Origin of the sequence: Xylophilus rhododendri, from assembly GCF_009906855.1 — a bacterium.
GTDB lineage: Bacteria > Pseudomonadota > Gammaproteobacteria > Burkholderiales > Burkholderiaceae_C > Xylophilus > Xylophilus rhododendri.
Map to the genome: position 1 here is coordinate 2,409,510 of NZ_CP047650.1, position 24,686 is coordinate 2,434,195.

General features: G+C 67.9%; 26 protein-coding genes. 17 read left to right on the top strand and 9 right to left on the bottom strand.

The features are described from left to right. The first annotated feature begins 75 nt into the window (after nucleotides 1-75). From GT347_RS11135 to GT347_RS11190, 12 genes are all read left to right on the top strand, one after another. Complete coding sequence (locus GT347_RS11135; RefSeq protein ID WP_160552016.1) at nucleotides 76-1,011, top strand: ABC transporter permease; 936 nt, start codon at nucleotides 76-78, stop codon at nucleotides 1,009-1,011. Next, nucleotides 1,008-1,901, top strand: coding sequence for an ABC transporter permease (locus tag GT347_RS11140; protein ID WP_160552017.1), 894 nt, complete (start codon nucleotides 1,008-1,010; stop codon nucleotides 1,899-1,901). The genes GT347_RS11135 and GT347_RS11140 overlap by 4 nt, the downstream gene beginning before the upstream one ends. Before the next feature lie 25 nt (nucleotides 1,902-1,926). After that, entirely contained in the window at nucleotides 1,927-3,501 is a 1,575-nt protein-coding gene (locus tag GT347_RS11145; RefSeq protein WP_160552018.1) for an ABC transporter substrate-binding protein, read from the top strand. Then, nucleotides 3,492-4,943 carry an amidohydrolase family protein gene (locus GT347_RS11150; protein ID WP_160552019.1) on the top strand — a complete coding sequence of 484 codons (1,452 nt, stop codon included), beginning with the start codon at nucleotides 3,492-3,494 and terminating at the stop codon, nucleotides 4,941-4,943. Before GT347_RS11145 ends, GT347_RS11150 begins: the two co-directional genes overlap by 10 nt. Then, nucleotides 4,940-6,700, top strand: coding sequence for an ABC transporter ATP-binding protein (locus GT347_RS11155; RefSeq protein WP_160552020.1), 1,761 nt, complete (start codon nucleotides 4,940-4,942; stop codon nucleotides 6,698-6,700). Before GT347_RS11150 ends, GT347_RS11155 begins: the two co-directional genes overlap by 4 nt. Before the next feature lie 26 nt (nucleotides 6,701-6,726). Then, nucleotides 6,727-8,217 carry a dihydropyrimidinase gene (hydA, locus tag GT347_RS11160; RefSeq protein ID WP_160552021.1) on the top strand — a complete coding sequence of 497 codons (1,491 nt, stop codon included), beginning with the start codon at nucleotides 6,727-6,729 and terminating at the stop codon, nucleotides 8,215-8,217. Then, nucleotides 8,214-8,873 carry an aspartate/glutamate racemase family protein gene (locus tag GT347_RS11165; protein WP_160552022.1) on the top strand — a complete coding sequence of 220 codons (660 nt, stop codon included), beginning with the start codon at nucleotides 8,214-8,216 and terminating at the stop codon, nucleotides 8,871-8,873. Before hydA ends, GT347_RS11165 begins: the two co-directional genes overlap by 4 nt. A 25-nt stretch (nucleotides 8,874-8,898) precedes the next feature. Then, nucleotides 8,899-9,939 (top strand): isopenicillin N synthase family dioxygenase, encoded by a 1,041-nt coding sequence (locus GT347_RS11170; RefSeq protein ID WP_160552023.1) that lies wholly within the window; start codon nucleotides 8,899-8,901, stop codon nucleotides 9,937-9,939. A gap of 83 nt (nucleotides 9,940-10,022) precedes the next feature. Next, nucleotides 10,023-10,973 carry a Bug family tripartite tricarboxylate transporter substrate binding protein gene (locus tag GT347_RS11175; RefSeq protein WP_160552024.1) on the top strand — a complete coding sequence of 317 codons (951 nt, stop codon included), beginning with the start codon at nucleotides 10,023-10,025 and terminating at the stop codon, nucleotides 10,971-10,973. A gap of 35 nt (nucleotides 10,974-11,008) precedes the next feature. Further along, the gene (locus GT347_RS11180) at nucleotides 11,009-11,947 is read left to right on the top strand and encodes an N-carbamoyl-D-amino-acid hydrolase (RefSeq protein ID WP_160552025.1); all 939 of its coding nucleotides are present in this window, start codon (nucleotides 11,009-11,011) and stop codon (nucleotides 11,945-11,947) included. Nucleotides 11,948-11,993: 46 nt separating this feature from the next. After that, the gene (locus GT347_RS11185; RefSeq protein ID WP_160552026.1) at nucleotides 11,994-12,893 is read left to right on the top strand and encodes a LysR family transcriptional regulator; all 900 of its coding nucleotides are present in this window, start codon (nucleotides 11,994-11,996) and stop codon (nucleotides 12,891-12,893) included. A 68-nt stretch (nucleotides 12,894-12,961) separates the two neighbouring features. Beyond that, on the top strand, nucleotides 12,962-13,699 hold the full coding sequence (locus GT347_RS11190; RefSeq protein WP_160552027.1) for an IclR family transcriptional regulator: 738 nt from the start codon (nucleotides 12,962-12,964) through the stop codon (nucleotides 13,697-13,699). A 4-nt stretch (nucleotides 13,700-13,703) separates the two neighbouring features. On the opposite strand, the gene GT347_RS11195 is transcribed toward GT347_RS11190, so the two are convergent. Both GT347_RS11195 and GT347_RS11200 read right to left on the bottom strand, forming a co-directional pair. After that, nucleotides 13,704-14,636 (bottom strand): NAD(P)-dependent oxidoreductase, encoded by a 933-nt coding sequence (locus tag GT347_RS11195; protein WP_195812409.1) that lies wholly within the window; start codon nucleotides 14,634-14,636, stop codon nucleotides 13,704-13,706. Nucleotides 14,637-14,684: 48 nt separating this feature from the next. Continuing rightward, nucleotides 14,685-16,139 carry an aldehyde dehydrogenase gene (locus tag GT347_RS11200; protein ID WP_160552028.1) on the bottom strand — a complete coding sequence of 485 codons (1,455 nt, stop codon included), beginning with the start codon at nucleotides 16,137-16,139 and terminating at the stop codon, nucleotides 14,685-14,687. Between the two features lie 181 nt (nucleotides 16,140-16,320). Between GT347_RS11200 and GT347_RS11205 the strand changes: the two genes are divergently transcribed. After that, nucleotides 16,321-17,307 (top strand): tripartite tricarboxylate transporter substrate binding protein, encoded by a 987-nt coding sequence (locus GT347_RS11205; protein ID WP_160552029.1) that lies wholly within the window; start codon nucleotides 16,321-16,323, stop codon nucleotides 17,305-17,307. A gap of 102 nt (nucleotides 17,308-17,409) precedes the next feature. Here the strand turns inward: GT347_RS11205 and GT347_RS11210 are convergent, their stop codons facing one another. The 3 genes from GT347_RS11210 to GT347_RS11220 all read right to left on the bottom strand — a co-directional run bounded on the left by GT347_RS11210 (nucleotide 17,410) and on the right by GT347_RS11220 (nucleotide 19,111). Beyond that, nucleotides 17,410-18,390, bottom strand: a complete 981-nt coding sequence (locus GT347_RS11210) for an aldo/keto reductase (RefSeq protein ID WP_160552030.1) — start codon at nucleotides 18,388-18,390, stop codon at nucleotides 17,410-17,412. A 16-nt stretch (nucleotides 18,391-18,406) separates the two neighbouring features. Further along, on the bottom strand, nucleotides 18,407-18,661 hold the full coding sequence (locus GT347_RS11215) for a helix-turn-helix domain-containing protein (protein WP_160552031.1): 255 nt from the start codon (nucleotides 18,659-18,661) through the stop codon (nucleotides 18,407-18,409). 162 nt (nucleotides 18,662-18,823) lie between these two features. Next, complete coding sequence (locus tag GT347_RS11220) at nucleotides 18,824-19,111, bottom strand: helix-turn-helix domain-containing protein (RefSeq protein WP_229722835.1); 288 nt, start codon at nucleotides 19,109-19,111, stop codon at nucleotides 18,824-18,826. A gap of 115 nt (nucleotides 19,112-19,226) precedes the next feature. Between GT347_RS11220 and GT347_RS11225 the strand changes: the two genes are divergently transcribed. Next, nucleotides 19,227-19,682: a hypothetical protein gene (locus GT347_RS11225; protein ID WP_160552033.1), complete on the top strand. Its 456-nt coding sequence runs from the start codon at nucleotides 19,227-19,229 to the stop codon at nucleotides 19,680-19,682. Between the two features lie 97 nt (nucleotides 19,683-19,779). Here the strand turns inward: GT347_RS11225 and GT347_RS11230 are convergent, their stop codons facing one another. Beyond that, nucleotides 19,780-19,932, bottom strand: coding sequence for a hypothetical protein (locus GT347_RS11230; RefSeq protein ID WP_160552034.1), 153 nt, complete (start codon nucleotides 19,930-19,932; stop codon nucleotides 19,780-19,782). A 278-nt stretch (nucleotides 19,933-20,210) separates the two neighbouring features. Between GT347_RS11230 and GT347_RS11235 the strand changes: the two genes are divergently transcribed. Beyond that, the gene (locus GT347_RS11235; RefSeq protein ID WP_160552035.1) at nucleotides 20,211-20,540 is read left to right on the top strand and encodes an STAS-like domain-containing protein; all 330 of its coding nucleotides are present in this window, start codon (nucleotides 20,211-20,213) and stop codon (nucleotides 20,538-20,540) included. Between the two features lie 12 nt (nucleotides 20,541-20,552). On the opposite strand, the gene GT347_RS11240 is transcribed toward GT347_RS11235, so the two are convergent. From GT347_RS11240 to GT347_RS11250, 3 genes are read right to left on the bottom strand one after another with little or no spacing between them, the layout of a single operon-like run. Further along, nucleotides 20,553-21,374 (bottom strand): ABC transporter permease, encoded by an 822-nt coding sequence (locus GT347_RS11240; protein WP_160552036.1) that lies wholly within the window; start codon nucleotides 21,372-21,374, stop codon nucleotides 20,553-20,555. A gap of 2 nt (nucleotides 21,375-21,376) precedes the next feature. Continuing rightward, nucleotides 21,377-22,225, bottom strand: a complete 849-nt coding sequence (locus GT347_RS11245) for an ABC transporter permease (RefSeq protein WP_160552037.1) — start codon at nucleotides 22,223-22,225, stop codon at nucleotides 21,377-21,379. A gap of 15 nt (nucleotides 22,226-22,240) precedes the next feature. Then, complete coding sequence (locus GT347_RS11250) at nucleotides 22,241-23,272, bottom strand: ABC transporter substrate-binding protein (RefSeq protein ID WP_160552038.1); 1,032 nt, start codon at nucleotides 23,270-23,272, stop codon at nucleotides 22,241-22,243. 292 nt (nucleotides 23,273-23,564) lie between these two features. Between GT347_RS11250 and GT347_RS11255 the strand changes: the two genes are divergently transcribed. Next, nucleotides 23,565-23,978, top strand: coding sequence for a RidA family protein (locus tag GT347_RS11255; RefSeq protein WP_160552039.1), 414 nt, complete (start codon nucleotides 23,565-23,567; stop codon nucleotides 23,976-23,978). Between the two features lie 11 nt (nucleotides 23,979-23,989). After that, a complete protein-coding gene (locus GT347_RS11260) occupies nucleotides 23,990-24,661 on the top strand; it encodes a DUF1028 domain-containing protein (RefSeq protein ID WP_160552040.1) in 672 nt (223 codons plus the stop codon). The last annotated feature ends 25 nt before the right edge of the window (nucleotides 24,662-24,686 follow it).

The window sequence follows — 24,686 nt, forward strand, 5'->3', positions numbered from 1 at the left end:
AGATGTCCGCTACCGGCGGACCATGCGGGGCTCCGTATCACCCAGCCCTTTCGTGTCCGCCAGGCCGCGCCCCGCATGACCCATCTGTTCAACCGGCTGCTCACTTCCCTGACGGTGCTGATGGGCGTGATCGTCATCGGCTTCGTGCTGATCCAGGTCGCGCCCGCCGATCCCGCCGCGGTGCGCGCCGGCGCCAGCGGCACCGCCGAGGAGATCGCCGAGATCCGCACCGAGATGGGCCTGGACCGGCCGGTGGCCGTGCAGCTCGGCCTCTATGTCTGGCGCCTCGCGCACCTGGACCTGGGCCGCTCCATGATCTCCAGCCAGCCCGTGTCCGGCGAGATCGCCTCCACCATCGGCCCCACGGTCGAACTGATGCTGGCCAGCGTGGTCTGGTCGATCCCGCTGGCCATCGCGCTCGGCGTGCTGGCCGCCTACCGGCGCGGCCGCTGGGTGGACCGGCTGGTGATGCTGGTCTCGGTCTGCGGTGTCTCGCTGCCGGTGTTCTGGATCGGCATGCTGCTGATCCAGACGGTGGGCGGCGCCGGCTGGCTGCCCTACCTGGGCCGTTCGGGGCCGCTGTGGACACTCGACGGCCTGCTCTCCATCGCGCTGCCGGCCATCACGCTGGGCTCGGTGCTGATCGGGCCGGTGGCCCGCATCACCCGCACCGCTGTCATCGAGACCCTGGGCGCCGACTACGTACGCACCGCCCGCGCCAAGGGTGCCGGCGAAGGCCGCATCCTGCTGCGCCATGCGCTGCGCAATGCCTGGCTGCCCATCGTCACCCTGGTCGGCCTGCAGGTGGGCAACCTGCTGGGCGGCGCGGTGGTCACCGAGCAGATCTTCTCCTGGCCGGGCGTCGGCCGCATGGCCGTCAGCGCCATCTTCTCCGGCGACTACCCGCTGGCCCAGGGCGCGATCCTGGTGACCGCCGTGGGTTTCCTCATCATCAACCTGGCGGTGGACATGCTCTATGCCGCGCTCGACCCGCGAGGCAGCAAGCAATGAGCGCCGTGCCTGAAACCCTCGTCGCCGCGCCGCCGGCCGAACAAGCCCCGGGCTTCTGGCGCCGCATCGCCGCCGACCGCCTGCTGATGCTGTGGCTGGTGCTGGCCATCGTCATACTGCTGCTGGGCCTGCTCGGCCCCTGGATCGCGCCGCACGACCCCTACGAGACGCAGATGCGCATCGCCCGCCACACGCCGGGCTGGACCTCGCCGGACGGCGTCACCTACTGGCTGGGCACCGACGTGCAGGGCCGCGACATCCTCTCGCGCGTGCTGAGCGGCCTGGGCGCGACGCTGGGCATCAGCCTGGGCAGCGTGCTGCTGGGCTCGGGCCTGGGCGTGGTGCTGGGGGTGCTGGCGGCCTACTACCGGCGGCTGACGGCGCCCATCATGCGGCTGGCCGATGTGCTGCTGTCCTTTCCCGCCATCCTCTTCGGCCTGAGCCTGTCGGCGCTGATGGGGCCGGGGCTGGGCAGCCTGTTCATCGCGCTCTCGGCCTCGGCCGTGGCCGGCATGGTGCGGGTGGCGCGTTCGGCCGCGCTGGTGGTCACCAAGCAGGACTACCTGGAGGCCGGCCGCTCCATGGGCTTCGGCGACTTCTACCTCATCACCCGCTACCTGCTGCCCAACTGCTCGTCGATGCTGCTGATCTACGCCACGCTGCAGCTGGGCCACACCATCCTGCTGGCCTCGCTGCTGTCCTTCCTGGGACTGGGCCCGGCGCCGCCGTTCGCCGAGCTGGGCAGCATGGCCGCCGACGGCCGCAAGTACCTGGAGATCTTTCCCCACATCTCGACCGTGCCCACCCTCGTCATCTTCGTGGTGGTGCTGGTGATCAACCTGCTCGGCGATGCATTGCGCGATGCCTTCGATCCGCGCCTGCGCACCTGATACCTGTTTCCTGAAGGAGTATTCGATGACCCGTCGTTCCCACGCACTGCGTGCCCTGCCCCTGCTGGCCCTGGCCCTGGGCGCCACCGCCCTGCAGGCCCAGACAACGAAGTCGGTGACGCTGCTGCGCGACCTGGAAACCGACCGCTACGACCCGCACCGCACCACCGCGCGCGGCGCCGCCGAGGTGCTGTTCATGGCCGGCGACACCCTGGTCGGCCTCGACTACGACCTGAAGAAACCCGTGCCGGCCCTGGCCAAGAGCTGGACCGTCTCCGACGACGGCCTGACCTACACCTTCAAGCTGCGCGAGAACGTCACCTTCTGCAGCGGCAAGAAGATGACCTCGCAGGACGTGGCCGACAGCTACAAACGCTGGCTGGACCCCGCCACCAAGGGCCTGGAGAAGTGGCGCGCCGGCCCGGTGGACAGCATCACCACGCCCGACCCCTACACGGTGGTCTACAAACTCAAGCGCCCCTATGCCGACCTGCTGCGCCAGATGTCGCAGCACTCGCACACCGTCATCAACCTGGAGCAGGTGAAGGCACTCGGCGCCGACTTCGGCGTGAAGGGCTTCGACGGCACCGGCCCCTATTGCTTCCAGAGCTGGACCCCGCGCAACGAAGTGGTGTTGACCAGGCATGAAGGCTACGACTGGGGCCCGGCCATCTACGCCGACCCGCGTCCCAAGGTCGATCGTGTGGTGTGGAAGATCGTGCCCGAGGAAACCACCCGCCTCACCGCCCTGCAGACCAACCAGGCCGACGCCACCCGCTACCTGCCCTACTACGCGCTGAAGGACCTGAAGGCCAGCCGCAACCTGTCGGCCAGCAAGGCGCCGGTCTACAACTGGACCTTCTTCGTCGGTTTCAAGATCGACAAGCCCGGCGTCAGCGACGAGAAGGTGCGCCAGGCCATGAACCTGGCGGTGGACCGCAAGACCCTCACCGACATCATCACCTTCGGCAACAGCACGCCCGCCACCAGCATGCTGGCCACCGACACGCCCACGCCCGGCCAGACGCCTTTCCACTTCGACCCGGCGCGCGCCAACAAGCTGCTGGACGAAGCCGGCTGGGTGAAGAAGCCCGACGGCTTCCGCTACAAGGACGGCGTGAAGCTCTCGCCGCTGCTCTACGGCATCGCCGGCTACTGGAAGGACATCCTGGAAGCCGTGCAGGGCGACCTGCGCAAGGTGGGCGTGGACCTGCGGGTGCAGCTGTTCGACTCGACCGTCGCCTGGGGCAAGCTGGCCACGCAGGAGTTCGACATGTTCAGCATCGGCTTCGGCTACATGTCCACCGGCGAGGGTCTGAACAACTACTTCATCTCGACCAGCGTGCCCACGCCCAACCGGATGAACTGGAAGGATCCGGAGACCGACAAGCTGCTGAGCGAAGGCGACTCCGCCCGCGACCCGGCCGCCGCCGACAAGTTCTACAGCCAGGTGCTGGGCAAGACCTCCGCCGCCGCCGTCTGGATCCCCCTGTTCCACGATTCGCTGTGGCTGGTCAACGGCCCGCGCCTCAAGCCCCTGAAGGCCCACGGCATCGAAGGCACCGCCTTCTACAAGGGCCTGGACTTCGCATGGAAGTGAAGACCGTCGTCGTCCGCGGGCTGGATGTCCTGGTGGCCTGGGACGAGGCCGCGCAGGAACATGTCTACCACCACGGCGCCGACCTGGCCCTGCGCGGCCATCTGATCGTGCAGGCCGGCGGCCGCTACGAAGGCCCTTGCGACGAGACGGTCGACGGCCGGGGCCTGATGGCCATGCCCGGCCTGATCAATATGCACAGCCACCCCAGCTCGGAGCCGGGCAACCGGGGCCTGCTGGAAGAGCTGGGCAGCGCCAAGCTGGGCCAGAGTTCGCTCTACGAATACATGCCGGTGTTCCGCGCCGACATCTCCTCGGCCCCCTACGCCAACCAGGTGGCGGTGTCGGAGATGTTGAAGAGCGGCGTCACCACCTATGTGGACATGTCGCTGCCCCGCCCCGGCTGGGCCGACACCGTGGCCGCCACCGGCATCCGCGGCATCCTGGGGCCGATGTTCCGCTCGGCCAGCTGGGCCACCCGCAACGGGCATTCGGTGGAATACACCTGGGACGAGGCGGCGGGCGAACGTGCTTTCGAGGCCTCGCTCGATGTGGTGAAGAGTGCGCTGGCGCATGAGAGCGGCCGCCTCGGCGCCATGCTCTGCCCCTCGCAGGTGGATACCTGCACCCCCGCGCTGCTGCAGGCCGCGCAGGCGGAAGGCCGCAAGCTGGGCATTCCGCTGCAGGTGCATGCGGCGCAGAGCGTGGTCGAGTTCCAGGAGATGACCCGCCGCCACGGCCGCACGCCCATCGAATGGCTGGACGACATCGGCCTGCTCGACGAACACCTGGTGCTGGGCCATGGCATCTTCCTCAACGACCATCCCTCGCTCTTCTGGCCGCAGGCCGACGACTTCGCGCTGCTGGCCCGATCCGGCACCGGCGTGGCGCATTGCCCCACCGTGTTCGCGCGGCGCGGCATCTCGCTGAACTACCTGGGCCGCTACCAGCAGGCCGGCATTCCGGTGGGCATAGGCACCGACACCTTCCCGCACAACATGCTCGACGAAATGCGCCTGGCCAGCTACCTGGCGCGTGTCGTGGCGCGCAACTTCAAGGCCAGCAGCACCGAGGGCGTGCTGGACGCCGTCACCACCACCGCCGCCCGCATGCTGGGGCGGGACGACATCGGCCGGCTCGCCCCGGGCTTCAAGGCCGACTTCTCGCTGATCGACCTGCGCCACGCCTACATGCGCCCGGCGCGCGAGCCGCTGCGCAGCCTCTTGTATTCGGCCGGCGACCGTGCGGTGCGCGACGTGTACGTGGATGGCCGACAGGTGGTGCGCAACGGCGAGGTGCTGACCATCGACGTGGAGCGTGCCCTGCACGAGGTGGAGCAGGCCCAGCTCTCCACCCTGAGCCGGGTGCACCTGAACGACCATGCCGGCCGCAGCGCCGAGACACTCTCGCCCAAGGTGCTGCGCACCCTGGAGGCCGGCGCATGACCGCCCCCTTGCTCGATGTGCAGGGCCTGGTGGTGGAGTTCGCCCGCGGCCAGCAGCGCACCCAGGCGGTCAAGGGCCTGAGCTTCTCGATCGGCGCGGGCGAGACGGTCGCGCTGGTCGGCGAATCCGGCTCCGGCAAGTCGGTCACCGCCTTCTCGCTGCTGCGCCTGATCGAGAACGCGGGCGGTGTCATCGCCGGCGGCAGCGCGCGTTTCAGCCGCGCCGGCGCCGATCCGGTGGACCTGTTCCAGCTGCCGCAGGACCGTCTGCGCGCCCTGCGCGGCAAGGCCATCTCCATGATCTTCCAGGAGCCGATGACGGCCCTGAACCCGCTGATGACGGTGGGCGACCAGATCGCGGAGGCCTACCGCCTGCACGAGGACGTGAGTCCGGCCGAGGCCCTGGCCCGCGCGCAAAAGATGATCGAGGCCGTGCGCCTGCCCGAGCCGGCGCGGCGCCTGAAGCAATATCCCGGCGAACTCTCCGGCGGCATGCGCCAGCGGGTGGCCATCGCCATGGCCCTGGCCTGCCGGCCGGCGCTGCTGATCGCCGACGAACCCACCACCGCACTCGACGTGACGGTGCAGGCCGAGATCCTGGAGCTGATCCGCGAGATGCAGCGCGAGCTGGGCATGGCCGTGCTCTTCATCACCCACGACATGGGTGTGGTGGCCGAGATCGCCGACCGGGTGGTGGTCATGCAGGCCGGCCGCAAGGTGGAGGAGGCCCCCGTGCGCCAGCTCTTCGCCGCGCCCGTCGAAACCTATACCCGCGAGCTGCTGGCCGCCGTGCCGCGCCTGGGCGACGGCTCGCCCGCGCCGGTGGCGACCGACGATGCGCCGCTGCTGGAAGTCAGCGGCCTCAGCAAGCGTTTCCCCATCCGCAAGGGCTGGTTCGGCAAGGCCCGCAATGTGCATGCGGTGGAGCAGGTCTCCTTTTCGCTGCGCGCCGGCGAGACCCTGGGCCTGGTCGGCGAATCCGGCTCCGGCAAATCCACCACCGGCCGGCTGGTCAGCAAGCTGATCGACCCTTCGGAAGGCCGGGTGCGCCTATGCGGCCGCGACATCGAGGGCCTGAACAACCGCGAGATGCGCCCGCTGCGCGCCGACATCCAGACCATCTTCCAGGACCCCTACGCCTCCCTGCATCCGCGCCTGCAGGCGTGGGAACTGGTGAGCGAGCCGCTCAAGCTCCACGGAGGCCTGGACGCGGCCGAACGCCGCAACCGTGCCGCCGCCCTGATGGAGCGGGTGGGCCTGCCTTCGAGCATGCTGGAGCGTTATGCCCACCAGTTCTCCGGCGGCCAGCGCCAGCGGCTTTGCATCGCCCGGGCGCTGAGCGTGCGGCCCAAGATCATCGTGGCCGACGAGTCCGTCTCGGCGCTCGACGTGTCGGTACAGGCCAGGGTGCTCGACCTGCTGCAGGACCTGCAGAAGGAACACGGCCTTGCCTATCTCTTCATCTCGCACGACATGGCGGTGGTGGAGAAGGTCAGCCACCGGGTGGCGGTGATGTACCTGGGCCGCATCGTGGAGATCGGCCCCACCGCCTCGGTGCTGCACCAGCCGCGCCATCCCTACACCCGGCGCCTGCTGTCGGCCGTGCCCATGCCCGACCCCACCCGCGAGCGCGGCCGCCATGTGCGGCCGGCCAGCACCATTCCCAGCCCGGTCTTCGCCCAGGGCCACCGGGCCGCCGAGATGCCGATGACCGAGGTGGCGCCCGGCCATTTCGTGCAGGCGGACGGCCTTCATTGAACCCCAGCGAACAGGAAGACAAGCGTATGCAGGACACACCTTTCGAACTCACCATCCGCAACGGCCGCATCGTCACCGACGGCCGGGTCGTGCAGGGCGACGTCGGCATCAAGAACGGCCTGATCGTCGCCATCGGCGCCGACCTGCCGCCGGGCCAGCGCGACATCGACGCGGCCGGCCGCTGGGTGCTGCCCGGCGGCATCGACAGCCATTGCCACGTCGAGCAGAAATCCGGCATGGGCATGATGTGCGCCGACGATTTCCACTCGGCCACCGTGGCCGCCGCCTTCGGCGGCACCACCACCATCGTGCCCTTCGCCGCCCAGCACCGCGGCATGTCGGTGCCCGAGGTGCTGGCCGACTATGCCCAGCGCGCGGCCGAGAAGGCGGTGATCGACTACGGCTTCCACCTGATCCTGGCCAACCCCGACGAGCAGACGCTGAAGGTCGACCTGCCCAAGGCGATCCGAGACGGCATCACCTCGCTCAAGGTCTACATGACCTACGACAAGATGAAGCTCGAAGACCACGAGCTGCTCGACGTGCTGGCCCTGTCGCGCGAGGAGGGTGCGCTGGTGATGGTGCATGCCGAGAACCACGACATGATCAAGTGGATCGCCCAGCGCCTGCTGGACCGCGGCCACGGCGCGCCCAAGTTCCACGGTGTGGCGCACGACCCGCTGGCCGAGACCGAGGCCACCTTCCGCGCCATCTCGCTGGGCCGGCTGGTGGACGTGCCCCTGCTCATCGTGCATGTGGCCGGCGCCGAGACGGTGGAGCTGATCCGCCAGGCCCAGTCCCTGGGCGCCAATGTGCTGGCCGAGAGCTGCCCGCAGTACCTGTTCCTGACCGCCGACGACCTGGACCGCCCCGGCATGGAAGGCGCCAAGTTCTGCTGCTCGCCGCCGCCGCGCGATGCCGACTCGCAGGAGGCCGTGTGGCAGGGCCTGATCGACGGCACCCTGGCCACCTACTCCTCCGACCACGCGCCCTACCGCTACGACGAGACCGGCAAGCTGCCCAAGGGCGACTCCACCCTGTTCAAGGAAATGGCCAACGGCGTGCCCGGCATCGAGCTGCGCCTGCCGCTGCTGTTCTCGGAAGGTTTCCTCGCCGGCCGCATCGACATCCACCAGTTCGTGGCCCTGTCCTCCGGCAACCATGCGCGGCTCTACGGCATGGCGCCGAGGAAGGGCGCGATCGCGGTTGGCGCCGATGCCGACATCGCCATCTGGAACCCGGAGCGCGAGGTCGCCATCAGCGCCGACATGCTGCACGACAACACCGGCTACACCCCCTACGAAGGCCGCACGATTCGCGGCTGGCCAGAGGTGGTGCTGAGCCGCGGACGCATCGTCGTCGACGAGGACGGCCTGCATGCCGAACGCGGCTCCGGCCAGTTCATCCGCCGCGGCCCGCCCGATGTGCCACGCCGCGAGGCGCCGGCCAGCGGCCTGGGCTCGCGCCCTTACGGCCGTGTGCTCAAGGCCCTGATCGGACTGGAGAAGCAGGCATGAAAACACCCCGCATCCAGGTGCTGAACCCCAACAGCAGCGTCAACGTCACCGAAGGCATTGACCGCGCGGTGCAGGCCGCCGTCACCGCCACGCCCTGCCGTTTCGAGAGCGTGACCTCCCGGGTCGGCCCGCCGGGCATCGTGAGCCAGGCCGACTACGACATCGCCTCGGTGCAGGTCGCGGAACATGTGCAGGCGCACCAGGGCGAGGCCGATGCCTTCGTCATCGCCTGCTTCAGCGATCCGGGCGTGGCCCAGGCACGTGCGGTGAGCGGCGGCAAGCCGGTGATCGGCATCGGCGAGGCCGGCGTGCGCGCCGCCCTGGCACAGGGCCGCCGGGTGGGCGTGGTGGCGGTGGCCGATGCCTCCATCCCCCGCCACATGCGCTACTGGAAGGCCCTGGGCCTGGAGCAGAGCGTGGCCGGCGAACGCGCCCTCAACCTGCGGGTGGACCAGACGGGCGATCCGGACCTGGCCTTTGCGCCCATGCTGGAAGCCGCCCGCCAGCTGCGCGACGTGGACGGCGCCGACGTGATCCTGCTCGGCTGCGCCGGCATGGCCGACCTGCGCAAGCCCCTGGCCGATGCCCTGGGCCTGCCGGTGATAGACCCCTGCGAGGCGGCCGCCCAGGAGGCCAGCCGCCAGGCCGGCGCCTGACAGACCCCACACCGGAGACAAGAACATGAGCGATACCAGCTACGCCCCCAGCCTCGCCGCGATCCGCCCGGATGCGAAGGAGGAGATCCCTGTCCTCGACATCGGCCCCTACTTGGCTGGCGAGCCCGGCGCGCTGGAGCGCCTGGGCGCCGAGATGCGCTACGCGCTGGAGAACATCGGCTTCTATTTCGTGGTGAACCACGGCATCCCGCAGGCGCTGATCGACGGCGTGTTCGATGCCGCGCGTTTGTTCCACGCCCTGCCGCTGGAGCAGAAGTCCGCCATCGCCTTCACCGAGAACAACACCGGCTACGTGCCGCTGAAGGGCTCGACCACCCGCCATTCGGCGCTGACCAAGGACAACAAGCCCAACCTGGTCGAGTCCTTCTTCATCAAGCGCGACCTGCCGGCCGACCATCCCGACGTGCTGGCCGGCAAACGCTTCCGCGGCCAGAACCAGTGGCCCGAGGACCTGCCGGAATTCCGCCGCCTGGCCATGGCCTATGCCGATGCGGCAGAGCGCCTGGGCACCTCCCTGCTGCCGCTCTATGCGGTGGCCCTGGGCCTGCCGGCCGACTGGTTCGCGCCGGCCTTCCGCGAGCCGATGTACACCCTGCGCCTGTCGCACTATCCGCAGCAGCCGCCGGCCGTCGATGACCAGTTCGGCCTGGCCCCGCATACCGACACCAGCTTCATGACCCTGCTGCCGCAGAACAAGGTGCAGGGCCTGTCGGTGCGCCTGCCCAACGGCAAGTGGATCGATGCGCCGGCCCTGCCGGGCAGCTTCCTGGTCAATGGCGGCGACCTGATGCGGCGCTGGACCAACGACCGCTTCCTGGCCACGCCGCACCGCGTCACGAATAAATCCGGCCAGGAGCGCTACGCCGCGCCCTTCTTCATGGACTGCGACTACGGCTGGGTGATGCGCTGCATCCCCAGCTGCCTGCCGGCCGGCGCCGAGCCCTCCTATCCGCCCATCACCTATGCCGAGTACCTGGCCTGGTACCGGGCGCAGAACTACGCGGCGGCACCGGGCAAGGACGGCGTGAAGCTGTCCGCCTACTGACCCGATCACCAGAGCCACCCAGGGAAGCGAACAAGAACATGCAGCAGGATTTCAGACTCACCCGCCGCAAAGCAATGGCCGGCTTGGCAACTGCGCCCTGGCTGCTGTCCGGCACCGCGGCCCAGGCGCAGGACGGCTGGCCCGCCAAGCCGATCCGCTTCGTGGTGACCTTCGCGGCCGGCGGCTCCACCAGCGTCTTCGCCCGCCTGATGGCCGACCCCATCTCCAAACGCCTGGGCCAGAGCGTGTGGGTGGACAACCGCGCCGGCGCCGGCGGCCTGATCGGCGTGGACAACGTGGCCAAGTCACCGCCGGACGGCTATTCCATCGTGATGACCGCCGCCGGCCCCACCTCGATCTTCCCGGCCATGCAGGGCACCCACATGCCCTTCGACCCGGTGAAGGACCTGACGCCCATCGTCTACCTCAGCGACCAGCCCAATGTACTGGTGGCCCACCCCAGCGTGCCCACCGCCACCTTCGGCGAGTTCGTCGCCTGGTGCAAGGCCAACCCCGGCACCGGCTATGCCACCGTGGGCGTGGGCACCACCAACCATGTGACCGGCGCGCAGCTGGCCAACACCCTGGGCGTGGACCTGGTGCATGTGCCCTATCGCGGCGCCGGCCCGGCCATCCTCGACCTGCTCTCCGGCAACATCAAGTTGGGCATCCTGAACATCGTCGATGCCATGGCCAACATCAATGCCGGCAAGTTCAAGGCCGTGCTGGTGACCACCGACAAACGCTCCGCGCTGCTGCCGGCCGTGCCCACCATCCAGGAAGTGGGCGGCTCGCCCAATGCCTTGAAAAGCTGGCAGGGCATGTTCGGCCCGGCGGGCATGCCGCCCGCCGTGGTGCAGCAGCTCAATACCGCCTTCAACGAGGCCCTGAAGACCCCCGCCGTGCTGGAGTGGATGCAGGCCAACGGCTCCATCCCGGTGGGCGGCAGCAGCGAGCAGTTCGCCAGGTTCGTCGCCTCCGAGCAGCGGGTGTGGGGCGACCTGGTCCGCAAATACAAGATCACCGCCGAGTAAGGCAAAACACCTCAGCCAATCCAAGGACAACAGAGATGAACGACAACAAACGCAGCCTGGGCCTGGCCGTGGCCCAGATGGGCGCCGTGAACCTGGCCGACACCCGCGAGAGCGTGGTCGCCCGCCTGATGGCCATGATGCGCGAGGCCAAGTCGCGCGGCGCCGAGTTCGTGGTCTTCCCCGAACTGGCGCTCACCACCTTCTTCCCCCGCTACTGGATGAGCGAGGCCGAGGCGCAGCAGCGTTTCTTCGAGCCCGCCATGCCCGGCCCCGCCACCCAGCCGCTGTTCGACCTGGCGCGCGAGCTGCAGATGGGCTTCTACCTGGGTTATGCCGAACTCACGCCCGAAGGCCAGCCCTTCAACACCGCCATCCTGGTGGACCGCGCCGGCAAGATCACGGGCAAGTACCGCAAGATCCACCTGCCCGGCCACAGCGAACACAAGCCCGAGGCGCCTTTCCAGCACCTGGAGAAGAAGTTCTTCGAGGTGGGCGACCTGGGCTTCCGTGTCTTCGACACCGACGCGGTGCGCATGGGCATGTGCATCTGCAACGACCGCCGCTGGCCCGAGACCTACCGGGTGATGGCGCTGCAGAGCGCCGAGGTCGTGGTGCTGGGCTACAACACGCCCTCGGTCAACATCCACTGGAACGAGCCGGCCCACCTGCGCACCAGCACCCACCTGGTCTCGCTGCAGTCGGCCGCCTACCAGAACGGCATCTGGGTGGCTGCCGCCGCCAAGTGCGGCAGCGAGGACGGCCACCACATGATCGGCAGCTCGGTCATCGTCGCCCCCACCGGCGAGATCGTGGCCCGCGCGCTGAGCGAGGAGGACGAGGTCATCTGCGTGAAGGCCGACCTGACGCTGGGCGAATTCTTCCGCGAGCATGTCTTCAACTTCGCCAAGCACCGCCGGCCGGAGCACTACAAACTCATCACCGAGCGCACCGGCGCCGGCGAGCCCGTCGCCTGAAAGCGCAACGAAAGGCCGGCCTTCGCCGGCCCGTTAGCATCGGGCGATGAACCTGCGCCAGATCGAGGTATTTCGCTCCATCATGTCCGCCGGCTCGCTGAGCGCGGCCGCCCAGCTGCTGCACGTGTCGGTGGCCGCGGTGAGCAAGGCGCTGGCGCACACCGAGCAGCAGCTGGGCTTTCCGCTCTTCGAGCGCAGCAAGAGCCGGCTGCATCCCACCGCCGCCGCGCGCCGGCTCTACAGCGAGGTGGAGCTGGTGTACCGCGGCGTGCAGCGCATCGACCAGCTGACCTATGAGCTGGCCGAACGCCGACACGGCCTGATCTCGGTGGTCACCAGCCCCAGCATCGGCCAGATGGTGGTGCCCCTGGCCATCGCCCAGTTCCGCAGCGGCAACCCGGAGGTGCATGTGCATTTCCAGTGCCTGAGCAACGCCCTGCTGCAGGAGCGGCTGGTGAACCGGCAATGCGACATGGGGGTCTCCATCCTGCCGGTGGACCATCCGCACCTGGTCTGCGAACCCATCGCCCGCAGCCGCCTGGTGTGCATCAGCCCGCGGGCCCATCCGGTGGCGGTGCGGCAGTCGCTCACCGTCGACCAGCTGGTGGAGTTCCCGATCATCGGCTACCCGCCGGACTCGCCTTTCGGCGCCCGCATCGACGCCCTCTTCGCCCAGCACGCCGCCATCCCCCAGGCCCATATCGTGGTCGGCTCGCCGCAGAACGCCTGCGCCCTGGTGCATGCCGGCGCGGGCATCGCCATCGTGGACGAGTTCTCGCTGCAGGCCTGGCAGGACGCGCGTTTCCGGGTGATTCCGCTGGAGGGCGTGGCGCCCATCGTGGCGAGCCTGGTGCATCCGCGGGGGGAGCCCTTGTCGGATAGTGCGGAGGCCTTTGTGCGGGCCTTGAAGAGTGTGTTCCTGCAGCTCGAACTGACGACACCCTAGCCGCCCCGAAGCACCCGGCCCGAGCAGGTAAGCTCGCCTTTTCCCACCGCCATCCGCCCCCAAGTCCCATGCCCAAGGTCTCCCCCGACACCGCCTTCCCGCCCTCGGACGGCGTGGCCGCCGTGGACCGTGCGCTGCTGGTCGCCACCGCCATCGCGGGGCCCGAGGGGCCGGTCACGCTGACCGAGCTGGCGGGCCTCACCGGCATGTACAAAAGCACGCTGCTGCGCCTGCTCGCCTCGCTGGAACGCAGCGGGCTGGTGCTGCACCGGGCGGACAAGCGTTATGCCCTGGGTCCGCTGGCCTTCGTGTTCGGCCGCTCCTTCGACCGCAGCAACGGCCTGCGCGAGGCGGTGCTGCCGGTCATGGAATGGCTGGTGAGCCAGGGCACGGAAAGCCCGTCCTTCCATGTGCGCAACGGCGAGGACACCCGCCTGTGCCTGCTGCGCATCGACTCCAACCATTCCACGCTGGACCGCGTCCGGGTGGGCGATGTGCTGCCGCTGCACCGGGGCGCCGCCGGCAAGGTGCTGCTGCGTTTCGGCGAGAGCGGCATGCCGGCCGCCGCGAGCACCGCGGAGCTGCTGTTCACCTCCTTCGGCGAACGCGATCCGCTCTGCGGCGCGGTGGCCGTGCCGCTGTTCGGGCCCAATGCGATGCTGCTGGGAGCGCTGTCGGCCTCCGGGCCGCTGGAGCGGTTTTCCGAGCTGGCCGTGCAGCGCATGAATGCCGTCATGCTGACCGCCGCCGAACGCGGCTCGCGGGCGCTGGGCGGGGGATGGCCGGCGATCAAGGCCGCCGGCTAGGTTTTTATCTGGCGGCGATGCGGCGGTAGATGACGGGGTGGTAGCGGGCGCCGTCGCCCGCATCGATCGCCTCCTGGAACCAGCCATCCACCGTGCGGGCGCCGCGTGCATCCACGCCGGTGTCGCGCGCCAGGCGCAGGGCGTAGTCCAGGTCCTTGCGGGCGTATTCCACCGAGAAGGCACGCTCCGGGAACTCGCCGGGCAGCATGGCCTTCATGCCGTGGTTGCGCAGCGCGAAGCTGTCGGCGGATCCCTTGGAGAGCGTTTCGAACAGCAGCGCCGGATCCACCCCCGAACGCTCGGCGATGGCCTTGGCCTCGGCCATGGCCACCACCGTCTCGAACAGCACCATGTTGTTGAGGATCTTCACCACCTGGCCGGTGCCGACATCGCCGCAGTGGGTGATGTCGCTGGCGAAGGTGGCGATCAGCGGCCGCACCGCGTCGAAGCCCGCCACATCGGCACCCACCATCACCGACAGCGTGCCGGCCTCGGCCGCCGCCCGGGTGCGGGCCACCGGCGCATCCAGGAAGCGGGCGCCGCGCTGGGCGAAGGCGGCGGCCAGGGCGCGGGTGATGTCCACCGGCGAGGTGCTCAGGTCCACCACGATCTGGCCGGGGCGGATGCGGGCCAGCAGGCCGTCGGCGCCCTCGCACAGCTCGCGCACCACCTCGCCCGAGGGCAGCGAGAGGAAGACCACATCGGAGCCCTCCACCACCGCACCCGCATCGGCCGCCGCCACCACGCCGAAGGGCGCGACACGGGCCAGCGGCTGCGGATCGCGGTCGAGCGCGATCACCGGCAGGCCGGATTTCTGCGCCAGGTTGCGGCACATGGGCTCCCCCATCACCCCCAGGCCGATGAAGCCCAGGCGGCGGATGGCGGTGATGGCGATGGCCTCTGCGGCGGGCCGGGAAAGCGTTGCGGAAGTGTTCATGTGGGGATGGACAAAAGACATAGGTGTTGAAAGAGGAAGCCGGCCGTATCAGCCGCCCAGCCCGAAATAAATGCCCTTGGCCTGCTGGTAAAGCCGCATGCCGCCGGTGCCCTTCTCGCGGCCCAGGCCGCTGTCCTTGAAACCGCCGAATGGCGTGGCGATGGACAGCTGCTTGTAGGTGTTGATCCACACCGTGCCGGCTTCCAGCGCCCGCGCCACCCGCCAGGCACGGGGGAAATCGCGGGTCCAGATGCCGGAAGCCAGGCCGAAGACGGAATCGTTGGCCTGGGCGATCAGGTCGTCTTCATCGTCGAAGACCATGGCGCAGACCACCGGGCCGAAAATCTCGTTCTGCGCGATGTCGGAGCGGTTGGAGATGCCGGCGACCACCGTCGGCAGGTAGAAGGCGCCGGCCGACAGGGCCTCGTCCTCGGGCGCGCCGCCGCCGGTCAGCACCTCGGCACCCGCGGCCCGGGCCGCATCCACCATGCCGGCGATGTGCTGGCGGTGGGCGAAGGAGGCGATGGGCCCCATCTTCGATTCCGGCCGGTCGGGCAGACCCACCTTCAGGCCCCGGGCCTTGGCCAGCAGCTTCTCGATGAAAGCCTCGTACACCGAACGCTGCACGAAGAGCCGCGAGCCCGCCACGCAGGACTGGCCGCTGCCCTCGAAGATGCCGCCGGCCACCGCATCCGCCGCCGCATCCAGATCGGCATCGGCGAACACGATGTGCGGCGACTTGCCGCCCAGCTCCAGCGCCACCGGCATCAGCTTCTGCGCCGCCACCACCGCGATGCGCCGCCCGCTGGCCGTGCCGCCGGTGAAGGACACCATCTTCACGCCGGCATGCGCCACCAGCGCGCTGCCCACCGCCGCCCCGGTGCCCGGCAGCACATTGAGCAGGCCCGGCGGCAGCCCGGCCTCCAGCGCGATGCGGCCCAGCAGCAGGGCGGGCGAAGGCGTCAGCTCCGAGGGCTTCAAGATCACCGCATTGCCCGCCGCCAGCGCGGGCGCCACCTTCTGCGCCTCCATGGTCATCGGCGAATTCCAGGGCGTGATCGCCACCACCACCCCATAAGGCTCGTACACCGCCATCGACAGGTAGTTGCCGCGCGATGGCGTGAGGGCCGACTCCAGCGTCTCGCACACCGAGGCGTAGTAGCGGAAGGTGGCCGCCGCGCTGCGCACCTGCACCATGCATTCGGCATGCACCTTGCCGTTCTCGATGCGCTGCAGCTCGGCGAAGGTCTCGGCATCCCGCAGCATCAGCTCGCCGATGCGGTGCAGCACCGCCGCCCGCTGCGGCGGCTGCATGCCGCGCCACGAAGCCTGGGCGGCGGCTTGCGTGGCCGACAGCACCGCCTGCTCCACCTGCTCGGCCGTGGCGGTGTGCACCTCGTAATTGGTGGCGCCGGTGGCCGGGTTGACCGACACCAGCGGCGGCGCGGAGGAGCGTAGCCACTCGCCGCCGATCAGCAGGGGTTTGGATGTGTCTGCGTTCATGACGCGTTTCCGATCTTCTAGAATTCTGTTGAACAGAACTATCGTTCTTTTTTAAAGCGGTGCGAACAAGGGTTAACCATGCAGCCAGCGCCTTGACGCACCGCAGGATTCCGCAAAGACTATAAAAAGGAACAGAAGTTTTATCTGACAGAACAATCCAAAAAGATCAAAGGAGACACCCATGATCGACCGCCGCCAGACCCTTGCCCGCGCCGCCGCCCTGCTGGCCGCCGGCGCCACCGCCCTGCCCGGCCTCGCCCTGGCCGCGGACGACTTCCCCAGCAAGCCGGTGCGCCTGGTGATCCCCTACCCGGCCGGCGGCGCCACAGACCTGATCGCCCGCATCGTGGCCGACAAGCTCACCGCCAAATGGGGCCAGAGCGTGATCGCCGACAACCGTCCCGGCGCCGGCACCACCATCGGCGCCGAGGCCGTCGCCAAGTCGCCGCCGGACGGCTACACCCTGTTCATGACCACCTCGGCGCACACCATCAGCGCCAGCCTGTACAAGAAGCTGAGCTACGACCCGCTGAAGGATTTCACGCCCATCACCCTGGTGGCGACCATCCCGCTGGTGCTGGTGGTGGCGCCCGAACTGCCGGTGAAAAACGTGCAGGAGCTGGTGGCCCTGGCGCAGTCCTCGCCCAAGGGCCTGTCGATCGCATCGCCCGGCAACGGCACGGCCCAGCACCTGGCCGGCGAGCTGTTCAAGAACCGGGCGAAGATCGAATCCACCCACATCCCCTACCGCGGCGACGCGCCCATGATCAACGACCTGCTGGGTGGCCAGGTGCAGGCGGGTTTCGTCACGCTGTCGGTGGCCATCCCCTACATCCAGGGCGGCAAGCTGAAGGCGCTGGCCCTGGCGCACGGCAAACGCATCGACGCCATCAAGGCCGTGCCCACCTTCGCCGAGGCCGGCTACCCGGGCTTCGAGGCCGCCACCTGGTTCGGCCTGATGGGCCCGGCCGGCATGCCGCCCGCACTGGTGAAAAAGATCCGCACCGACGTGGCCGCCATCGTGGACACGCCGCAGACGCGGGACAAGCTGGTGGAGATGGGGGCCGAGGTGAACAACAGCACGCCGGAGGCATTCGAGGCGTTCATGACCAAGGAGAGTGCGCGGTGGAAGGAGGCGGTGAGGATTTCGGGGGCTCGGCTGGATTGAGCCGCCGGGGCCGCCATCCGCCGCGGCCGTTCTCCCCACGGGCGCGGACGGGGGCGCCTTGCCGTTTCAGCGCCGCGGGCTTGCGGAGAAGCCCGCCGTCGCTCAGCTAAACCCCACCACCGCATGCGGCACATACGCCGCCTCCAGCAAGCCAATCTCCTCCGCACTCAGCCGGATCTCCAGCGCCGCCACCGCATCCTCCAGATGCCCCGGCTTGGACGCCCCCACGATGGGCGCGCTGACCGCCGGCTGGGCCAGCACCCAGGCCAGGGCGATCTGCGCGCGCGGCACGCCACGGGCGGCGGCCACGGTGGCGACGGCCTCGACCACCTTGCGGTCGGCGTCGGCCGTGTGGCGGAACAGGGTCTTGCCGAACTGGTCGCTCTCGGTGCGCTCGGTGGACTCGTCCCAGTCGCGGGTGAGGCGGCCGCGCGCCAGCGGGCTCCAGGGGATCACGCCGATGCCTTCGGCCATGCACAGCGGCAGCATCTCGCGCTCCTCCTCGCGGTAGAGCAGGTTGACGAAGTTCTGCATGGTGGAGAAGCGCGTCCAGCCGTTGGCCTCGGAGGTGTGCAGCATGGTGGCGAACTGCCAGGCGTACATGGAGGAGGCGCCGATGTAGCGCGCCTTGCCGGCCTTGACCACGTCGTGCAGGGCCTCCAGGGTTTCCTCGATCGGCACCTCGGGGTCGAAGCGGTGGATCTGGTAGAGGTCGACATAGTCGGTGCCCAGGCGGCGCAGGGAGTGGTCGATCTCCGTCAGGATGGCCTTGCGGCTGAGGCCCGCGCCGTTGGGGCCGGGGCGCATGCGGCCGTGGACCTTGGTGGCGATGACGACTTCGTCGCGCCGGGCGAAGTCTTTCAGCGCCCGGCCGACGATCTCCTCGGAGGTGCCGTCGGAATACACGTTGGCCGTGTCGAAGAAGTTGATGCCGGCCTCGACGGCCTGGCGGATCAGAGGGCGGCTCTTGTCCTCGTCCAGCGTCCAGGGGTGGGGGCCGCGGGTGGGGACGCCGTAGGTCATGCAGCCCAGGCAGAGGGGAGAGATGTCCAGGCCGGTTTCAGCGAGCTTTTGGTACTTCATGGGCTTTGCTTCTCTGTTAACGGTCAGCCGGTGGCGGCGGGTTCAGGAATTTGTGCAGCACCTTTCCGGGTTGCAGCCCGCAGGCGTCGCACCAGCGGGCGAAGAGGAGGACATCGACGAAGTTCTCGCCCCGTTCCAGCTTGGAGATATAGGACTGGCCCAGGCCCAGGGCTTCGGCCATCTGGACCTGGGTAAGTTTGGCCTGCAGGCGGAGCGACTTCAGCAGGGCGCGGAGGGCGTTGTACTGTTCTTCGTAGAGGGAGACCGGCATTCCCGAATGCTCAAGTCCCAAACGGAATAGGCGTAAACAGGTTTTCTTGAGGTATGGTGACTCGGGCAAATCGATAGGCGCAAATCAACACGGAAGTGGAAGGTGATGGAGGAGCCGAATGAGCGACAACGCCATGGATGAGATATGCCTCACCTCGAATCGCTACCCTGCTGTCAGCGACTTGTGGCTGCGCTCGAACTCCCCTGCCAGCTCCTGCACGGTGCATCCCAGCGCGGCGGCGATCTTCACGACACCCACGAAATTCGGCACCGTCCGCCCGTTCTCGATCGCCGACATGTTCGACCGGCTCACCGCCGCCGCAAGCCCCAGCGCCTCCTGCGACATCCCGGCCGCCGTCCTCAGCGACACCACCGCCTGCCCGAACGCCTGGGCGATCACCGGATCGGTCGATTTCGACCCCACCGGCCGTCCCTTGCGGATCTTCTTCACAGCTGCACTCATCGAGGCAGCTTCACGATGCGTCTCTAGTTAAACCACACTTAATTAAATACATTCTGGCGTAGAGTTCAGCCTTCCTGGTGAACACGATCATGGAGAGGACGGTATGAGCAACAAGGTCGTCTATGAACTGGTTTGTTATGGCCTGGCGGTGTCGGCCGAGGGGGTGGATCAGCTCTCGCGCACCAAGGTCGATCCCGAGCGGCTGGCGCTGGCGCATCGCATGGCGGGTGTGCTGCTGGGGCAGCGGCCGCCGGTGGAGGGGCACTGCCGGTATGCGGGCTGCAATGGGGAGATGCTGCTTCTTCCGGGAAATGCGGACGAAGCGATCACTGTGAAATTGGCGCTGGACGACATCGACCCGCGGACAGTGGCCGCCATGGCGGAGATCGCTGCCGCCTTGCAATGCACTTTTGTGCCCTGGGGAGGCGGGGCCTGCATCGCGGCGGAAGCGGATGCCCTGATGGCGGATGTCGCGGGGCGCGCCGTGCGACATGTGGTCCCGCAAGGATCGACCTTGTACGAGAACACACGCATGGATGTGCGGATCGGCCTCGCCTGAGGGTGCAGGCCGCGGGCCGGTGACCCGATTAGGGCGTTTTAGCCAAAACCGCTAATTAGCCGATCTGGCTAAAACCCCCTAAACAGCCGGCGCGGACTTACCGTGGCCGCTGCATGAACTGCTCCAGCTCATCCCGGGTCAGCCCGCCGGCCGACAGTTCGAAGGCACCGAGCCCCACCGTCCACGCATCGACGACCGAGCCCCACAACGCCATCACCTGCTGCCGCAACATCGCAAGACGGAACGCCATAACCACCGCCCTTCAGCTTGGAGAAAACACTGCCCAAACCCAAGCAGGTTCCGTGCCCCAGTCTCCCCTCAATGCCCATCCTCGATATTGAGGATCTTCCCCAAGCCGGTCGTCAAAAGCAAAGGATCACCGCGGCCGGCCTAGTAGGAGCGGCAATTCACAGTAGAGCCCGTGGTGACGCAATTTGTGTATTGCCTTAGCTCGAAAAGCTATTGAAAACCTGCCGTGTCCAACGCTCAAAATTCCAGGTTCAGCGCACCCTCAAGTCTGAGTTCCACGTGACCCAACTAGTCTCATTGCGAACGCTTGCCCACAGCCGAACGCTTGGCTCAAGGACAATCGCAACGCCCATTCGTGCCCAGGTCGAAGCGCATCTGTCGGCAGGCGATGAGGTCGTGCTGGATTTCACCGGCATCAGCATCACTCAAGGCTTTGCCGATGAACTGGTGGGCGGGATCGTTCTGGCACAAGGGCTCCAGGTTCTGGAGAAGCTGGTGTTCAAAGGCTGCTCGCGGGCCGTGCAGCAGATCATTTCCTTCGTGATCGCCGACCGAGCCGAACAGCATCAAAGCCGAGGCCGGTCGACCGCTACAGGCCAGCCCGTCTGAACCCGCCGGGCCTTAGTGCCCATCCTCGATATTGAGGATCTTCCCCAAGCCCAGAAAGTAGTTGGCAAACCCCAGCACCGCCGCCGTCACCGCGATGTAGACCACCGACAGCGCCGCCAGCGTCGGGTCGGCGAACTCCCGCACATAGTTGTACATGGCCACCGGCAGGGTCTGCGTGTCCTGCGTGGTCACGAAGAGCGAGGCGGTGAACTCGCTGAAGGACATGATGGCCGCGAACAGCCAGCCGCCGAAAAGCCCGGGCGCCAGCAGCGGGATGGTCACGGTAAACAGCACCTTCACCGGCGATGCGCCCAGGCTGGCGGCGGCCTGCTCCAGGCGCTCGTCCAGGTTCTCCATCGACACGTACACGCTGCGCATCACAAAGGGCAGCACCAGCATCACATGGCACAGGATGACGATGCCGTAGCCGCGCTGGATCGAGGCCTGCGACACCAGGATCAGCAGCCCCAGCCCCAGCGTGAAATGCGGCACCACCAGCGGCGAATGCAGGATGGCCAGCAGGGTCTGCTTGCCCTTGAACTCCATGCGTTTGACGGCGATCGACAGGCAGGTGCCGATCACCAGCGCCAGCGACGAGGCCCAGCCGGTGATGACCACGCTGGCCTTGAAGCCCTCCTGGAAATCCGGGTAGCTGAACACCCGCTCGAACCACTTCAGCGAATACGACTCGGGCGGGAAAACGATGATGGCCTTCTCGTTGAAGGAGGCGATGGTCACCACCACCACCGGCAGCAGCACGAAGGCCAGCAGCAGGGCGATGAGCAGCGGGCCGGCGATGCGCAGCGGCAGGGGCAGTGCACTCTTGATCTTCATGCTCAGTGGCCTCCCACGGTCTTCAGGCGTTTGGTCAGCTGGCCCAGGGCGGCGAGCGCGGCGGCGGTCAGCAGCAGGCCGCACACGCTCAGGCTGGCGGCCAGCGGGAAGTTCATGGACGAGAAGCCCAGCTGGTAGACCAGGGTGGACACGGTGGGCACCCGGCCGCCGCCGATCATCTGCGGGGTGGCGAAGGCGCTGAAGGTCCAGGCGAAAGCGGTGGTGATGCTGGCCAGGATGCCGGGCATGGACAGCGGCAGCGTCACCGTGACGAAGGTGCGGATGGGGCCGGCGCCCAGGCTTTGCGCAGCCTTCTCGTAGTCGCGGTCGATGTGCGAGATGGCGGTGGCCAGCATCAGCACGACCACCGGGATGGTCACATGCACCAGGGCCACCAGCACGCCGAAGTGGGTGAACATCAGCTGCAGCGGCCATTCGATCAGGCCGAGTTTTCTCAGGGCGCCGTTGATGAAGCCGTTGTTGCCCAGCACGGCGATCCAGGAGTAGGTGCGGACGATCTCGCCCAGAAAGAGCGGGGTGATCGACACCACCAGGATGAAGGATTTCAGCGCCCGGTGCTTCACCCGCACCAGGGCATAGGCCAGCGGATAGGCCACCAGCAGCGAGAAGACCGTCGTCTCCACGCTCAGCAGCAGGGTGTTGGTGAATGCGCCCAGGTAGATCGACTTGCCCAGTCCGCTGAAGTTGTCCAGCGTGAGGCCGCCCACATCCAGCGAACCGGGCACGAAGGCCCGCAAGCTGTACTGGAAGACCGCGAGCAGGGAGACGGCGATGCCCGCCGCGACGAAAACGGCCGGGGATACCAGCCAGGGCCTGAGACCAGAACGCATTCCTTGGCTACCCGATCAGTTCATGATGTTTTCGGTGAACCACTTGCGCCACTCGGCGGTCTTCTCGGCGCGCAGCTTGTTGTCGATCACGATGGTTTGCGTGTCCCACTGTTCCTTGGTGGTGAACACGCCGGGCAGCTTCGCATCCTCGGCCGAGACGGTGGCGTTGTCGACGACCGGGCTGGCCTTCTTGGATGCGACGATCTTGGACTGCACATCGGCCGAGAGGGCGATGTTCAGGAACTTGTAGGCCAGCTCGGTCTTGCTGCTGCCCTTCATGATGGCCATGGTGTCCACGCCCAGCACCGCGCCTTCCTTGGGCATGGCGACCTTGATCGGCACGCCCTGGCCGGCCATGTGGTACGCGTTCATCGACAGGATGACCTCGACCGGGGTTTCGCCGGTGGCGATCAGCTGCTGGGCGTTGGCGTCGTTGGTGTAGAAGGCCTTGAAGTTGGGCTTGAGGGCCTTCAACTTTTCCTGGCCCTTTTCCCAGGTCCTGGCGTCGCCGCCGGAGAGCATGGCGGAGACGGCGATCAGGTGGCTGGGGTCGAAGTCGGGGGCGCTGATCTTGCCCTTGAGGGCGGGGTTCCACAGGTCGTTCCAGCTTTCGAACTTGACGCTGGGCGGCATCAGGTCCGGGCGGTAGCCGATGGAGTAGATGTAGGCCCAGCTGCCGATGTGGTACGGGCTGATCTTGGCACGGTCCACCAGGTGGCTGAAGTTGGGGATCTTGCTGGTGTCGAGCTGCTCGAAGAGGTTGCTGCTGACGTAGAGCCAGCCCACATGCGAGGTGGTGAAGGTGATGTCGCTCTCGGGCTTGGTGGTGAGCTTGGCCTTGTTCAGGCGGTCGATGGTGCCGCCGGTGACGTACTTCACCGGCACCCCGGTCTGCTTGGTGAATTCGCGGCCGATGTTCTCGTCGATCAGGTCACGGAAGCTGCCGCCCCAGGTGCTGACCACCAGGGCGTTGTCCTGGGCCCAGGCGGAGCTGCCGGCGGCCATGGCGGCGGTGAGCGCGCACAGTGTCAAAAGCTTGCGGATCATTGATAAACCTCAATCGAAAAAGTTGAACATCTGCCGATACTGAAAACGCGGCCTGGGTCCTGGCCGGGCTGACGCAAACATCACGCCAGCCCGGCCGCCACCCACCCCGCATCACGGACCGGATGATGGGAAAGCCGCGCCGCCGGGCCAAGTCGCCTTTTACGTAGAGGTGCCTCAAGTTTCCCGATGGGGCGGCGCTCGGAAATTCCTAAACGGTCGCACAGAAAAAACAAATGGCCTCGCCGCCCGGCGCGCACGACCATGGCCGCTTTCCGATGTCACCGAAGCGACCATGAAGCACACCCGCATCCGCCCCTTCAATACCAAGGCCACCTATCCGGAGCAGAAGCTCGACAACGACCTGTGCCAGGCGGTGGTCGCCCGGGGCAGCATGGTCTTCCTGCGCGGGCAGATCGGCCAGAACCTCGACACTTCCGAGAGCGTGTGCATCGGCGACGTGAGCGGGCAGGCGGAGCAGGCCATGGCCAACATCGCCATGCTGCTGAAGGAGGCCGGCGGCGAGCTGCAGGACATCTGCAAGATCACCATCTACATCATCGATCCGCGCTACCGTGAGGCGGTGTACCTGGTGGTGGGCCGCTGGCTGAAGGGTGTTTTCCCGGTCTCGACCGGCATCGTGGTGTCGGCGCTGGCGCGGCCGGAGTGGCTGGTGGAGATCGACGCGACCGCGGTCATCCCCGACTGAGCCGGGTTTCCATGACCTTCTCCATCATCGCGCGCTGCCCGAAGACGGGGCAGTTCGGTGCGGCGGTCTCTTCCTCGTCGCCGGCCGTGGCATCGCGCTGCGTGCGCGGCCGCCAGGGCGTGGGCGCGGCGGCCAGCCAGAACATCACCGATCCGGACCTGGGCCCGCTGGCGCTGGACCTGATGGCCGGCGGCCTCACGCCAGCGCAGGCCGTGGCCGAGCTGCAGAAGCGGCCCTTCATCGCCTACCGGCAGCTGATGGCCATCGATGCGACGAACCCGCCGGTGGTCTTCACCGGCGACCAGGCCCTGGGCACGCTGGCCAGCGCGGTTGGCCGCGATGCAGCCTGCGCCGGCAATATGCTGAAGAGCCGCGAGGTGCCGCAAGCCATGCTGTCGGCCTTCGAGGCGGCCGGGGGCTCGCTGGCCGAGCGGCTGATGCTGGCCATGCTGGCCGGCCAAGATGCCGGCGGCGAGGAAGGGCCGGTGCATTCGGCCGGGCTGCTGGTCTATGGCGAGCAGAACTGGCCGATCGTGGACCTGCGGATGGACTGGGTGGAGCACGACCCGGTGCAGGCCCTCTACGCCGCCTGGAAGGTGTACGAGCCGCAGCTGCAGGCCTACATCACCCGCGCGCTCGATCCGCGTGCCGCGCCCAGCTACGGGGTGCCCGGCAACCTCTGAAAGCCCTGGGGGGCGCCGCTACACT

Coding starts and splice junctions, on each gene's coding strand:
- GT347_RS11135 (WP_160552016.1), top strand. CDS start 76: ATGACCCATCTGTTCAACCGGCTGCTCACTTCCCTGACGGTGCTGATG.
- GT347_RS11140 (WP_160552017.1), top strand. CDS start 1,008: ATGAGCGCCGTGCCTGAAACCCTCGTCGCCGCGCCGCCGGCCGAACAA.
- GT347_RS11145 (WP_160552018.1), top strand. CDS start 1,927: ATGACCCGTCGTTCCCACGCACTGCGTGCCCTGCCCCTGCTGGCCCTG.
- GT347_RS11150 (WP_160552019.1), top strand. CDS start 3,492: ATGGAAGTGAAGACCGTCGTCGTCCGCGGGCTGGATGTCCTGGTGGCC.
- GT347_RS11155 (WP_160552020.1), top strand. CDS start 4,940: ATGACCGCCCCCTTGCTCGATGTGCAGGGCCTGGTGGTGGAGTTCGCC.
- hydA (WP_160552021.1), top strand. CDS start 6,727: ATGCAGGACACACCTTTCGAACTCACCATCCGCAACGGCCGCATCGTC.
- GT347_RS11165 (WP_160552022.1), top strand. CDS start 8,214: ATGAAAACACCCCGCATCCAGGTGCTGAACCCCAACAGCAGCGTCAAC.
- GT347_RS11170 (WP_160552023.1), top strand. CDS start 8,899: ATGAGCGATACCAGCTACGCCCCCAGCCTCGCCGCGATCCGCCCGGAT.
- GT347_RS11180 (WP_160552025.1), top strand. CDS start 11,009: ATGAACGACAACAAACGCAGCCTGGGCCTGGCCGTGGCCCAGATGGGC.
- GT347_RS11185 (WP_160552026.1), top strand. CDS start 11,994: ATGAACCTGCGCCAGATCGAGGTATTTCGCTCCATCATGTCCGCCGGC.
- GT347_RS11190 (WP_160552027.1), top strand. CDS start 12,962: ATGCCCAAGGTCTCCCCCGACACCGCCTTCCCGCCCTCGGACGGCGTG.
- GT347_RS11195 (WP_195812409.1), bottom strand. CDS start 14,636: ATGAACACTTCCGCAACGCTTTCCCGGCCCGCCGCAGAGGCCATCGCC.
- GT347_RS11200 (WP_160552028.1), bottom strand. CDS start 16,139: ATGAACGCAGACACATCCAAACCCCTGCTGATCGGCGGCGAGTGGCTA.
- GT347_RS11205 (WP_160552029.1), top strand. CDS start 16,321: ATGATCGACCGCCGCCAGACCCTTGCCCGCGCCGCCGCCCTGCTGGCC.
- GT347_RS11210 (WP_160552030.1), bottom strand. CDS start 18,390: ATGAAGTACCAAAAGCTCGCTGAAACCGGCCTGGACATCTCTCCCCTC.
- GT347_RS11215 (WP_160552031.1), bottom strand. CDS start 18,661: ATGCCGGTCTCCCTCTACGAAGAACAGTACAACGCCCTCCGCGCCCTG.
- GT347_RS11225 (WP_160552033.1), top strand. CDS start 19,227: ATGAGCAACAAGGTCGTCTATGAACTGGTTTGTTATGGCCTGGCGGTG.
- GT347_RS11230 (WP_160552034.1), bottom strand. CDS start 19,932: ATGGCGTTCCGTCTTGCGATGTTGCGGCAGCAGGTGATGGCGTTGTGG.
- GT347_RS11240 (WP_160552036.1), bottom strand. CDS start 21,374: ATGAAGATCAAGAGTGCACTGCCCCTGCCGCTGCGCATCGCCGGCCCG.
- GT347_RS11245 (WP_160552037.1), bottom strand. CDS start 22,225: ATGCGTTCTGGTCTCAGGCCCTGGCTGGTATCCCCGGCCGTTTTCGTC.
- GT347_RS11250 (WP_160552038.1), bottom strand. CDS start 23,272: ATGATCCGCAAGCTTTTGACACTGTGCGCGCTCACCGCCGCCATGGCC.
- GT347_RS11255 (WP_160552039.1), top strand. CDS start 23,565: ATGAAGCACACCCGCATCCGCCCCTTCAATACCAAGGCCACCTATCCG.
- GT347_RS11260 (WP_160552040.1), top strand. CDS start 23,990: ATGACCTTCTCCATCATCGCGCGCTGCCCGAAGACGGGGCAGTTCGGT.